Annotated in this window: 10 protein-coding genes; 6 read left to right on the forward strand and 4 right to left on the reverse strand. The window is 74.3% G+C overall.

Going from position 1 to position 11,477, the window contains the following annotated elements:
• Positions 1 to 38: 38 nt before the first annotated feature.
• Positions 39 to 902 carry an S-methyl-5'-thioadenosine phosphorylase gene (locus tag AC2TEW_RS06180; protein WP_484622290.1) on the forward strand — a complete coding sequence of 288 codons (864 nt, stop codon included), beginning with the start codon at positions 39 to 41 and terminating at the stop codon, positions 900 to 902.
• 53 nt (positions 903 to 955) lie between these two features.
• Here AC2TEW_RS06180 and AC2TEW_RS06185 read toward each other — a convergent pair whose 3' ends face one another.
• Together AC2TEW_RS06185 and AC2TEW_RS06190 are read right to left on the reverse strand one after the other, a co-directional pair.
• Positions 956 to 1,822, reverse strand: a complete 867-nt coding sequence (locus tag AC2TEW_RS06185; protein WP_484622291.1) for a M8 family metallopeptidase — start codon at positions 1,820 to 1,822, stop codon at positions 956 to 958.
• A 253-nt stretch (positions 1,823 to 2,075) separates the two neighbouring features.
• Complete coding sequence (locus tag AC2TEW_RS06190) at positions 2,076 to 3,419, reverse strand: chloride channel protein (RefSeq protein ID WP_484622292.1); 1,344 nt, start codon at positions 3,417 to 3,419, stop codon at positions 2,076 to 2,078.
• A gap of 271 nt (positions 3,420 to 3,690) precedes the next feature.
• Here AC2TEW_RS06190 and AC2TEW_RS06195 point away from each other — a divergent pair, with 271 nt between their 5' ends.
• Positions 3,691 to 4,248 carry a gluconokinase gene (locus tag AC2TEW_RS06195; RefSeq protein WP_484622293.1) on the forward strand — a complete coding sequence of 186 codons (558 nt, stop codon included), beginning with the start codon at positions 3,691 to 3,693 and terminating at the stop codon, positions 4,246 to 4,248.
• Entirely contained in the window at positions 4,245 to 5,189 is a 945-nt protein-coding gene (locus AC2TEW_RS06200; RefSeq protein ID WP_484622294.1) for a 2-hydroxyacid dehydrogenase, read from the forward strand. The genes AC2TEW_RS06195 and AC2TEW_RS06200 overlap by 4 nt, the downstream gene beginning before the upstream one ends.
• 20 nt (positions 5,190 to 5,209) lie before the next feature.
• Here the strand turns inward: AC2TEW_RS06200 and AC2TEW_RS06205 are convergent, their stop codons facing one another.
• Positions 5,210 to 6,163, reverse strand: coding sequence for a DUF389 domain-containing protein (locus AC2TEW_RS06205; protein ID WP_484622295.1), 954 nt, complete (start codon positions 6,161 to 6,163; stop codon positions 5,210 to 5,212).
• Positions 6,164 to 6,430: 267 nt separating this feature from the next.
• Between AC2TEW_RS06205 and AC2TEW_RS06210 the strand changes: the two genes are divergently transcribed.
• The 3 genes from AC2TEW_RS06210 (at position 6,431) to AC2TEW_RS06220 (ending at position 9,873) form a co-directional block, all read left to right on the forward strand.
• Positions 6,431 to 7,270 (forward strand): SDR family oxidoreductase, encoded by an 840-nt coding sequence (locus AC2TEW_RS06210; RefSeq protein ID WP_484622296.1) that lies wholly within the window; start codon positions 6,431 to 6,433, stop codon positions 7,268 to 7,270.
• Positions 7,271 to 7,354: 84 nt separating this feature from the next.
• A complete protein-coding gene (locus tag AC2TEW_RS06215; protein WP_484622297.1) occupies positions 7,355 to 8,827 on the forward strand; it encodes a cytochrome ubiquinol oxidase subunit I in 1,473 nt (490 codons plus the stop codon).
• Positions 8,827 to 9,873 (forward strand): cytochrome d ubiquinol oxidase subunit II, encoded by a 1,047-nt coding sequence (locus AC2TEW_RS06220; protein ID WP_484622298.1) that lies wholly within the window; start codon positions 8,827 to 8,829, stop codon positions 9,871 to 9,873. The genes AC2TEW_RS06215 and AC2TEW_RS06220 overlap by 1 nt, the downstream gene beginning before the upstream one ends.
• Before the next feature lie 21 nt (positions 9,874 to 9,894).
• Here the strand turns inward: AC2TEW_RS06220 and AC2TEW_RS06225 are convergent, their stop codons facing one another.
• Positions 9,895 to 11,475 (reverse strand): GMC oxidoreductase, encoded by a 1,581-nt coding sequence (locus tag AC2TEW_RS06225; protein WP_484622299.1) that lies wholly within the window; start codon positions 11,473 to 11,475, stop codon positions 9,895 to 9,897.
• Positions 11,476 to 11,477 lie beyond the last annotated feature (2 nt).

Consider the following 11,477-nt stretch of genomic DNA (forward strand, 5'->3'; position numbering starts at 1 on the left):
GTTCCCCCGCACGTCAACCCGCAAGGAGACAACAGCCCATGGCCGACTCGGTATCAGGTCCGCGCCCCGCAGGTCCCGCCCGGGCCGAACTCGGCGTGATCGGCGGCTCCGGCCTGTACGCGCTGCTGGAGGACGTCACCGAGGTCACCGTCGACACGCCGTACGGGCCGCCCAGTGACTCGGTCTTCCTCGGCGAGGTGGCCGGCCGTCCGGTCGCCTTCCTGCCGCGGCACGGCCGCGGCCACAGCCTGCCGCCGCACCGGATCAACTACCGCGCCAACCTGTGGGCGCTGCGCTCGCTCGGCGTGCGGCAGGTGCTCGGGCCGTGCGCGGTGGGCGGGCTGCGCCCGGAGTACGGCCCGGGGACGCTGGTGGTGCCGGACCAGTTCGTGGACCGGACGACCGGGCGGGTGCAGACCTTCTACGACGGGCTGCCGCTGCCGGACGGCTCGCTGCCGTCGGTGGTGCACGTCTCGGTGGCCGACCCGTACTGCCCCGACGGCCGGGCGGCGGTGCTGGCCGCCGCCCGGGCGCACGCCTGGGAGCCGGTGGACGGCGGCACCCTGGTGGTGGTGGAGGGTCCGCGGTTCTCCACCCGGGCGGAGTCGCGCTGGTTCACCGCGAACGGCTGGTCGGTGGTCGGGATGACCGGCCACCCCGAGGCCGTGCTCGCCCGCGAACTGGGGCTCTGCTACAGCTCGTTGGCGCTGGTCACCGATCTGGACGCGGGGGTGGAGAGTGGCGAGGGCGTCACCCACACCGAGGTGCTGGCGGTCTTCGCGCGCAACGTCGACCGGCTGCGGACGGTGCTGTTCTCGGCGCTGGCGGGCCTGCCCGCGCACCGGGGCTGCGTCTGCTCGCACGCGCTGGACGGGCTGGAGACCGGCCTGCCCGCGGACTGACCGACCGCCGGCCCGGCCGGATCAGGGCCCGGCCGGGCCGGGGTGGCGGTCGCTCAGGGCCGCCCTGCGGGCCGCCCGGTGGGGATCACCGGCAGCACCACGCCGCCGTTGACCAGGCCGCTGCGGGCCACGCCCGCACCCGAGGTGGCGATGCCGAGCAGGTCCGGCAGGTCGTACGGGTCGGCGGCGTCGAGGTCGACCTGGTAGCCGATGTCCTCGAGGCCGGCCACGGTGATCCGGCTGAGCGGGTTGCCGGGGCCGGCGATCGACGGTGACATCAGCTCGTTGCTGAACACCGACTCCCGCCAGTGGCTGTCCCGGGAGCCCGGGCCGCCGACGTTCGCCACCGGCACCGCGACCGCCTCGCCGCCCTTGCCGAGCAGCTTGCCGAACTCGGCCTCGGCGCTGCGCCCGGTGAAGGTCGGGTTGGTGGTCCCGGCCCCGGCCAGCAGGCCGAAGGCGTTCCACGTGGTGCCGATCCCCAGGACGTGCCCCATCTCGTGGGTGATGACGTCGACCAGGGTGCCGTCGGCCTCCATCTGCTCCAGGTCGGCCGAGTCGAAGCGCATGGTCCCCTTCGCCGGGAGGCCCGCGCCGGAGACGGCGGACGCGTCGCGGAAGTCGGTGGGGCCTGCCATGCCGAGGATGTTGCCGGTGCCGTCGATCTCGACGCCCTCGGCCTCCACCAGCAGGTCGTCGATGACGTCGGAGCCGACCACCGCGGTGTCCAGGTCGCCGACGATGACCTGCGCCCAGCGGTCGGCGGCCTTGGCGAAAGCCTTCTCCTGAGTCTCCGTCAGCCCGCCGAGGAACCTCACCTCGATCGAGAACGGCGAGGTCGTCGCGGCGATCTGCTGGGCGCGGGTGAGGTCGGCGACCGCTCGGTAGGTTCTGAACGTGCCTGTGCTGTACTTGCCCATGACCCCTCCAGTCAGGGTGTGGATCCGTGCCGAATCCCTCCCTCAATCCACCGTAGGCGCACCGCCGGTACAATGCGCGCCCGCTTCCGGACCCGCCGCCGGCCCCCGGGCCGGCCGGTCACGGAGCGCTCCGGGGATCCGCTACCGGCCGTGCCCGCAAGGCGGTTGACGGTCACCCGGGGTACCGGGACAGCGTTCCGCGGCTACCCGCCGTACCCGACGGACCGTCGGCCGCTACGCGCGGTCGCGGCCGTCACTTCGCGGGGGCGACCGGCTTTCCGGCGGGCTTCGGCAGCAGCCGGGACGCGGTCACGTGGCAGACCACGACCGAGACGATCACCAGCGGCATCACGGTGACGCCGTCGGATCCCAGCAGCAGCGTGGCCAGCAGGGTCGAGGTCATCGGCAGCCGCAGCAGCGCCACCGACATCGCCCCCATCCCCATCGCCGCCGCGGACACGTACGGCAGCCCCGGCAGGTGCGACATCGCGAGGCCCCCCGCCGCGCCCAGGAACATCGCCGGGAAGATCGGACCGCCGCGGAACGCCGACAGCGACACGCAGTACGCGATGCTCTTGCAGGCCACCAGCAGCACCAGGGTCGCCGCCGTGTAGTCGCCCTGGTGCAGCAGGACCTGCGGCAGCGCGTCCTGCCCGGAGAACAGCACGTCCGAGTCGGCCTTCCCGGTGCCCTCGGCGTACGCGATGGCGACCCCCGCCACGACCAGGCCCATCACCGGGGTCCACCACAGCCGCCGCCGGCCCACCCGGGGCTCGAACCACCGCGCCGTACGCTGCACCCCGATGCCGAGGAACGCGGCCACGACGCCGATCACCAGCGCCCAGCCGAACTGGGCGATGTCGGCGCGGCCGACCGGCGGCAGGCTCGGGATGACCAGGGTGACATTGCCCAGCCCGGTCCAGGAACCGAGACCGCTGAAGATCAGCGAACCGACGCCGGAGGCCAGCAGCCCGGGGAGCAGCACCACCCCCATCGTGGGACCGCCCAGCCCGGACGCCTCCATCAGCAGGAACGCCCCGAGCAGCGGCGAGCCCAGCAGGGCGCTGATCGCCGCGAAGCTGCCGGAGGCCGCCACCACGGCCTGCGCCCGGCCGTCGGCGTCCGGCCGCAGCAGCCGGAAGGCGTACAGCGCGATCCCGCCGCCGAGCGCGATCAGCGGCGCCTCGGGGCCGACCACCGCGCCGAGCCCGAGCGAGGCCAGTGCCGCGAACAGCACCCCCGGCAGCTCGGCCGCCGACGGCGCGCCCTTGGTGTTGAGGCCCTCGGCCGGCTCGTGGCCGCCGCTGCCGGGCAGGTAGCGGATGGTCAGCGCGACCAGCACACCGGACACCGCCAGCAGCGGCAGCGGCCACCACGGCGGCGCCCCGTCGAAGCCGAGCGAGGTCGGCAGGTCGTCGAAGACGGCGCGCTGGAGCTTCGCCACCAGCTGCAGGAAGCCCCACGCGCCCGCCGACAGCACCACACCCAGCACCGCCGCGACCACCAGCAGCGCCAGGTACCCCCGGCTGCGCAGCACGGCCGACGGGTCGGCGGCCAGTGCGGCCTCAGCGCCGCCCGGCGGCTGGTCCGATGCCATCCAGCAGGCCTCCTCGTCACCGTCCCGCGGGCCGCAGCGCCCAGGGTCCGGGTCGATGATGCCAGCAGTACGGGCGGTTCATCCGCATTCGTCCCCGCGCGGCCCTGACGGCGGGTCGGCGCCCCGGCGCCCGCGCGCTGCTCCGGACAGGTGATCCGGGCCGCCCGGTCGGGTGGCCCGACGGGCACCACGGCGCGGCGCGGCACACCGGGGTGCTTGGCTCCTGCCACGGGCCGCACCGGCCCGGCGGGCCGAGGGACCGGGAGCGGCGGTGGCGACAGAGGCGGACCCGGGACCAGGACCCACCGTCCTCGTGGTGCTCGGCGTGGCCGGATCCGGCAAGAGCACCGTCGGCGCGCTGCTCGCCCAGCGGCTCGGCTGGGCCTTCGAGGACGCCGACGACCTGCACGCCCCGCAGGCCCGCGCCAAGATGGCGGCCGGCCACCCCCTCACCGACGAGGACCGCAGGCCCTGGCTGCTCGCCGTCGCGCACTGGGCGGACGAGCGGATCGCGGCCGGCGAATCGGCCGTGGTGGCCTGCTCCGCGCTCCGGCGCTCCTACCGCGACCTGCTGCGCGAGGGCCGCCCGCAGGTCCGCATGGTGTTCCTGAAGGCCGACCGCGCACTGGTCGCCGAGCGCCTGACCGAGCGCCACGGGCACTTCTTCCCGGCCCGGCTGATGGACAGCCAGTTCGCCGAACTCGAGGAGCCCGGCCCCTCGGAGGACGTCGTGGTGGTCCCGGTCGGCGCCGGTCCCGACGACAGCGCCGCGCGGACGGCGGACACCGCGCTCGCGCTGCTCGCCGCCGAGCGCCCGGACGCGCGGTGACCGGCCCCGCGCGGATCCTGCTCCCGTACCCGCTCGCCGACCTGGGCGCCCCCCTGCCCGGTCCCCCCGAGACGCTGGTGTGGGACGGCGCGGCCGAGCCGCCGGGCGCGGCCGCGCTGGCCGGTATCGAGTTCTTCGTCATCCCCTACACCCGCACCCACCGCGCGCTGCCGCTGCTCGACCTGATGCCGCGGCTGCGGGTGGTGCAGAGCCTGAGCGCCGGCGTCGAGGAGCTGGTCCCGCACATCCCGCGCGGCGTCCTGCTGTGCAACGCGCGCGGGGTGCACGACGCCAGCACCGCCGAGCTGGCGCTCACCCTGACGCTGGCCGCGCTGCGCGGCGTCCCCGGCTTCGTCCGGGCCCAGCAGGAGGGCCGCTGGGAGGGCGGCTGCCACCCCGCGCTCGCCGACCGCACCGTGCTGCTGGTCGGGTACGGCGCCATCGGCCAGGCGGTGGAGGCCCGGCTCGCCCCGTTCGAGTGCACCGTGCTGCGGGTGGCCCGGATCGCCCGGCCGGGTGCCCGCGGCGAGGTGCACGGCCTGGCCGACCTCGACGCCCTGCTGCCCCGGGCCGACGTGGTGATCCTCACCGTGCCGCTGACCGCCGCCACCCGGGGCCTGGCCGGCCGGGACTTCCTGGCCCGGCTGCGCGACGGCGCGCTGCTGGTGAACGTCGCCCGCGGCGCGGTGGTGGACACCACCGCGCTGCTCGCCGAACTCGCCACCGGCCGGCTCACCGCGGCCCTGGACACCACCGACCCGGAGCCGCTGCCGCCCGGCCACCCGCTCTGGCACGCCCCCGGCGTGCTGATCAGCCCGCACGTCGGCGGCAACAGCAGCGCGTTCCGCCCGCGGGCGCTGCGGCTGATCCGGACCCAGCTCCAGCGCCACCTGCGCGGCGAGCCGCCGCTGAACCGGGTCGGCCCGGCGCCCGGGGCCTGACCCGTGCCGACCCGACCGGGTCAGGCCCCGGGCGAGCGCCGGCCCCGGCTCTCGATCAGCCGCCAGATCCGGTGCTGGCCCTTCAGCGTGAGCAGCCCGACCACGATCAGCACCACGATGTTGAGCAGCAGCTGCGCCAGCGCCCCGCGCGCCTCCGTGAAGCTGGAGAACGCGCAGGAGACCCCGACGTCGGCCGCCGCCGGGATGGTGGTGACCGAGATGAACACCCCGAGCAGCGCGCTGGTCCTGGCCTGGGTCAGCGAGACGATCCCGACCACACCGGCCAACACGGCCACCACCACCGAGTAGAAGTTCGGGGTGTCGATCAGGTCGGACACCGGCCGGACGCCCAGCGCGAACGCCTCCGGCTGCAGCCCGAAGCCCCGGACCAGCAACGCGAACAGGAAGGTCGCCAGCACCGCCGAACCGAAGCCGATCAGCAGCGCCAGCAGGCCCTGCCGGACCCGGTGCCCGTTGCGGTGCTCCAGCCCGAGCGCCACGCTGGTGATCGCCCCGTACTCGGGGCCGACCACCATCGCCGCCACGATCAGGATCTGCGAGTTGGTGATGATCCCCACCGCGCCGATGATCCCCGCCACCGTCAGGTACAGGTAGAAGCTCGGCAGGTAGGTGCCCTCGGCGCGGATCCGGGCCTCCACCTCCTCCCACACCGGTGCGTGCGCCAGCGGCCCCAGCCGGCCCGACTCCGCCTCCGCCGCCGGGCCGGACAGCGCCATCTCCACCGGCTCCACCACGATCGATCCGCGCCGCTCCACCTCCAGCGCGCGCAGCCGCCGCAGCAGGCCGTTGGCCGCCCCGGCCAGCACGTCGCACTCGACGGCGTCGCCCGCCGGGTGCCGGGCCGCGGCGGGCAGCACCACCAGGTTGAACACGTAGCGGTCGTCGGCCAGCGTGCGGAGCGTCGCGGCGGAGAGGTCCGGCGGCACCACGAGCCGGACGTGGAGCATGTCCATCCGGCCATCCTGGGCCAGCCGCCCGGCCGGCCCGCCCCGAGCGCGGCGCCGCGCCACCAACGAGCGACGCCCGCTGGGCCGCCCGGGCGACCCGCAGCCCGGCGCCCCGGCGGCACGGTAGGCCGGTGGTGTGACGTACGGCCCCCGGATCGGCGCGGCCCGCGTGCCGGTCGGCCGGTGGGCACCGGCACGGTGGTTTGGTCCTCGGGAGGACCCGCAGTCCTCACCGGCCCGCGGGGCCGGCCCGACGGCAGGAGGAGAGAACCGGTGGCAGCAGGCGACGGCGCGGGGCGCACGGCGGTCTCCGCGCAACTCCTGAAGGGCCAGAAGGCGCTGGTGACCGGCGCCAACTCGGGCATCGGCAAGGCGACCGCGATCGCGCTCGGCCGGGCCGGCGCCGACGTGGTGGTCAACTACGTGGCCGGCGCCGACGCCGCCGCCGAGGTGGTCGCCACCCTCCAGGGGTTCGGGGTACGGGCCTACGCCCACGAGGCGGACGTCTCCGACGAGGACCAGGTGGTGGCGATGGTCGCCCGGATGGTCGAGGAGTTCTCCACCATCGACATCATGGTCGCCAACGCCGGGCTGCAACGGGACGCGCCCTCCACCGCGATGACCCTCGCCCAGTGGCAGAAGGTCATCGACGTCAACCTGACCGGCCAGTTCCTGTGCGCCCGCGAGGCCGCCAAGGAGTTCGTCCGCCGGGGCGTGGTGCCGGAGGTCTCCCGGTCGGCCGGGAAGATCATCTGCATGAGCTCGGTGCACCAGATCATCCCGTGGGCCGGCCACGTCAACTACGCCTCCTCCAAGGGCGGCGTCGGCATGCTGATGCAGACCCTCGCCCAGGAGCTCGCCCCGCAGCGGATCCGGGTCAACGCGGTCGCCCCCGGCGCCATCCGCACCCCGATCAACACCGACGCCTGGTCCACCCCCGAGGCCGAGGCCGAACTGCTCAAGCTCATCCCGTACCGCCGGGTCGGCGACCCGGACGACATCGCCAACGCCGTCGTCGCCGTCGCCTCCGACCTGCTCGACTACGTGGTCGGCACCACGCTGTACGTCGACGGCGGGATGACCCTCTTCCCGGGCTTCGCCACCGGCGGCTGACCCTCCCCAGGCCATCCCCGGCCGCCACCCGCCCGCGCCCGGTCCGGGCCCCGGCAGGCCCCCCGGTACGAGACAGAGGCACCCATGCACGGCACCGCCGCCCTCCTCGCCGGCACCCCGCCCCAGCTCCTGCCCGCGCGGGAGCTGATGGCCTTCTCGCTGGCCACCCACATCCTGCTGGTCCCGTTCGGCGTCGCACTGCCGTTCATCACCCTGCTGATGCACCTGCGCGGCCTGCGCCGCCAGGACCCGACGGCGCTGCTGCTGGCCCGGCGGTGGTCGGCGGTGATGGCCGTGCAGTTCGCCATCGGCGTGGTCACCGGCACCGTGCTCTCCCTCGAGTTCGGCCTGCTCTGGCCCGGCATGCTGGGCCGCTGGGGCGACGTGTTCGGCCTCGGGTTCGGCGTCGAGGCCTGGGCGTTCTTCCTGGAGGCCGTCCTGATCGCGATCTACCTGTACGGCTGGCGGCGGCTCAAACCGTGGACGCACTTCTGGCTCGGCGTCCCGCTCCCGCTGACCGCGCTGATGGGCGCGTTCGGCATCATCGCCGCCAACTCCTGGATGAACACCCCGCAGGGCTTCACCCTGGACGCCGAGGGCAACCCGGTCGGCGTCAGCGTCCGGCAGGCCGTGTTCACCCCCATGTTCGGCCCCGAGTACTGGCACTTCGCGGCCGCGATGTTCCTCACCGCCGCCTACGTCACCGCCGGCGTGTACGCGGTCGGCCTGCTGCGCGGCCGCCACGACCGCTACCACCTGCTCGGCTTCACCGTCCCGTTCACCGTCGCCGCGATCCTCACCCCGATCCAGTTCGTGCTCGGCGACTCCATCGCCCGCTCGGTCTTCCACAAACAGCCGATCAAGTTCGCCGCCCTCGAACTGGTCTGGAACACCGACACCCACGTCCCCGAGTACATCTACGGCCGGCTGAACGAGGACGGCACCATCTCCGGCGGCCTGAAGATCCCCCAACTCGACTCCGTCCTGGCCGGGTTCAAACCCAGCACCCAGGTCACCGGCCTCAGCTCGGTCGCCGCCGACGACCGCCCGACCGCCCTTCAGGCCACCATCGCGCACTGGGCCTTCGACACCATGGCCGTCATCGGCAGCCTGCTGATCCTGCTCGCCCTCTGGTACGGCTGGATCCGGCTGCGCCACCTCGACCTGCCCCGCTCGCGCTGGTTCCTGCGCTGCGCCGCCGTCGCCGGGGCCGCCTGCCTGCTCACCGTGGAGTGCGGCTGGATCAGCACCGAGGTCGGCCGCCAGCCGTGGATCGTCTACAACAACATGCGGGTCGCCGACGCCGTCACCGGCACCCGGGCCGGCTCGCTGTGGGCGATGCTCGGCATCGTCATCGTGGTCTACGCGGCGGTGATCGCCGGATTCCTCACCGTGCTGCTCAAGATGCGCACCCGCTGGCGCGCCACCGACCTCGACACCGCGGGCCCGGCCGGCGCCGCCCCGCCCGAGGCCGACACCCCGTACGGGCCCCGCGGCCGGAGGCTGCCCGCCACCGTCGACGGCGGCCACGACCGCACCCCCGGAGGTGGCGCCTGATGGCCGAGGTGATCGCCTGGGTGCTGGTGCTCGCCGTCGCCGCGTACGCCTGCGCGGGCGGCACCGACTACGGCGCCGGGTTCTGGGACCTGCTGGCCGGCGGCGCGCGGCGCGGCGAGCGGCCGCGCTGGCTGATCGACCACGCGATGGCCCCCGTCTGGGAGGTCAACAACGTCTGGCTGGTCTTCGTGCTGGTCGTGATGTGGACCGGCTTCCCCACCATGTTCCAGGCGGTGTTCACCGCGATGTGGCTGCCGCTGGCGCTCGCCACGGTCGGCCTGGTGCTGCGCGGCGCCGGGTTCGCGCTGCGCAAGCCCACCCGGCGCCTCGCCCGGCGGCGGATCTACGGCGCGGCGTTCGCCGTCGCCTCCCTGGTGACCCCCTTCTTCCTGGGCGCCGTCCTCGGCGGCATCGCCTCCGGCCGGGTCGCCGTCGGCACCCCCGCCACCGCCGACGCCTGGGCCAACCCCACCTCGGTCCTGGCGGGGCTGCTGGCCATCGCCGCCACCGCCTTCCTCGGCGCGGTGTTCCTGTGCTCCGACGCCCGGCGCTTCGGCGCCGAGGACCTGGTCGGCTACTTCCGGCTGCGCGCCCTGTGCGCGCTGGGCGCCGTCGTGGTACTCGCCCTGATCGGGCTGCCGGTCACCCACGACGACGCCCGCTACGTCTGGGACGGCCTGACCGGCGGCGCCGGGCTGGCGCTGATCCTGCTGGCCGCGGCGGCCGGCGCCGCCACTGCCGTGCTGCTGGTGCGCCGGGCGCACCGCTGGAGCCGCTGGACGGCCTCCGCCGCCGTCGCCCTGACCGTCGTCGCCTGGGGTTTCGCCCAGCGCCCCTACCTGCTGCCCACCACCCTGACCGTGGCCGACGCCGCCGGCGACGGGGACACCCTGACCTGGCTGCTCATCGTCACCCTGGTCGCGGTGGTGCTGGTCGGGCCCGCGCTGGTCCTGCTGTTCTGGCTGGACACCCACGGTGAGCTGGAGCCGCTGACTGACGCCGACACCGGTACCACCGGCCACGCCAAGGGCGACGACCTACCCTGAGCGGGCCGCCGGCGGGGCCGGTCAGTTCAGGCGGGCCAGGAGGTGGTCGCCGACCCGCAGGGCGTTGGCGATGGCGGTCAGGGACGGGTTCACCGCGCCGATGCTCGGGAAGAAGCTGGTGTCGACGACGTACAGGTTGTCCAGGTCGTGGGCCCGGCAGTCGACGTCGAGCGCGGACGAGGCGGGGTCGGTGCCGAAGCGCACGGTGCCGGCCTGGTGGGCGGTGGCGCCGATCGGCATCCCCTTGTGCAGGTAGATGCTGTGGTCGAACATCCGGCGGGGGTGCATGCCGAGGCTGTCGAGCATGCCGCGCAGCCGGTGCTGGAGGCGTTCCAGCCCGGTGGTGTTGTTCTGCTCGTCGATGGACAGGTGGATGCGGCCCTCGCCGTCCAGGGTGACCCGGCTGTCGGGCAGCGGCAGGTCCTCCCCGCACAGCCAGAAGTCGACGGCGTGGTGCGCCAGCACCTCGAACGGCATCCGCGGCGAGGCCTTGCCCGCCCAGCGCGGCGCCTCCCCGCGGATCTGCTCGGCGTCGGACTTGCCGAGCATCTGGATGCCGCCGAGCGGGTACTCGAAGTCGTCCGCGCCCAGGTACCAGTCGTTGAGGGCGAGGGTCTTCTGGAACACGGTGGGGTTGGGCTCGCGGGAGACGGCCATCAGGGCGAGGTTGTTGTGCCGCATGTAGTGCCGGCCGACCACGTCCGAGCTGTTGGCCAGCCCGCGCGGGTGCCGGTCGTTGGCCGAACGCAGCAGCAGGGCGGCCGAGTTGACCGCGCCGCAGGCGACCACCACCAGGTCGGCGGAGAACCGTTCGGTGGTGCCGTCGGCGAGTTCGGTGACCACCGCGGTGACGGTCCGGCCGTCCGGGCCGGTCTCCAGCCGGCGGACGTCGGCCCCGGTCAGCAGGGTGAGGCCCGGGTGCCGCAGGGCGGGGTCGACGCAGATCACCTGGCTGTCCGACTTGGCGTTGACCAGGCAGGGGAAGCCGTCCACCCGGCTGCAGCGGATGCAGGCGCTGGTGTGGGTCGCCCGGCCGTCGGCGTCCTGGGTGAGATTGACCCCGATCGGCAGGTGGAACGGGTGCAGGCCCTGCTTCTCCAGGTCGTCGCTGAGCTGCTGGATCCGCGGCTCGTGGGCGACCGGCGGGTAGGCGTAGTCGGCGCCGGCCGGGCCCTCGGTGGGGTCCTCGCCGTGCCGGCCGTGCACCAGGTAGAGGTGCTCGGCCTCGGTGTAGTACGGCTCCAGGTCCTCGTACCGGATCGGCCAGGCCGGGGAGATGCCGTCGTGGTGGTGGAGTTCGCCGAAGTCCTCGGGGCGCAGCCGGAACAGCGCGGCGCCGTAGAACTTGGTGTTGCCGCCGACGTAGTAGTTGACCTCCGGGGTGAACTCCTTGCCGTGCCGGTCGTACCAGGTCTCCGGGGCGAGGTACCTGCCCTGGACGAAGACCGCGGTGGAGTCCCAGTTGTCCAGCTCGCGGGGTAGGTAGCCGCCGCGTTCCAGCAGCAGGATCCGCTTGCCGGAGGGGGCGAGGCGGTGGGCGAGCGTGCCGCCGCCCGCGCCGGTGCCGATGATGATCACGTCGTAGTGCTGGTTCTCGGTCACGG

Source organism: Kitasatospora sp. NEAU-CNBT7 (genome assembly GCF_057220535.1).

What these genes read in the sequence shown, in the direction of transcription:
- AC2TEW_RS06180 (WP_484622290.1), top strand. Translation starts at nt 39, where the DNA reads ATGGCCGACTCGGTATCAGGTCCGCGCCCCGCAGGTCCCGCCCGGGCC.
- AC2TEW_RS06185 (WP_484622291.1), bottom strand. Translation starts at nt 1,822, where the DNA reads ATGGGCAAGTACAGCACAGGCACGTTCAGAACCTACCGAGCGGTCGCC.
- AC2TEW_RS06190 (WP_484622292.1), bottom strand. Translation starts at nt 3,419, where the DNA reads ATGGCATCGGACCAGCCGCCGGGCGGCGCTGAGGCCGCACTGGCCGCC.
- AC2TEW_RS06205 (WP_484622295.1), bottom strand. Translation starts at nt 6,163, where the DNA reads ATGGACATGCTCCACGTCCGGCTCGTGGTGCCGCCGGACCTCTCCGCC.
- AC2TEW_RS06215 (WP_484622297.1), top strand. Translation starts at nt 7,355, where the DNA reads ATGCACGGCACCGCCGCCCTCCTCGCCGGCACCCCGCCCCAGCTCCTG.
- AC2TEW_RS06220 (WP_484622298.1), top strand. Translation starts at nt 8,827, where the DNA reads ATGGCCGAGGTGATCGCCTGGGTGCTGGTGCTCGCCGTCGCCGCGTAC.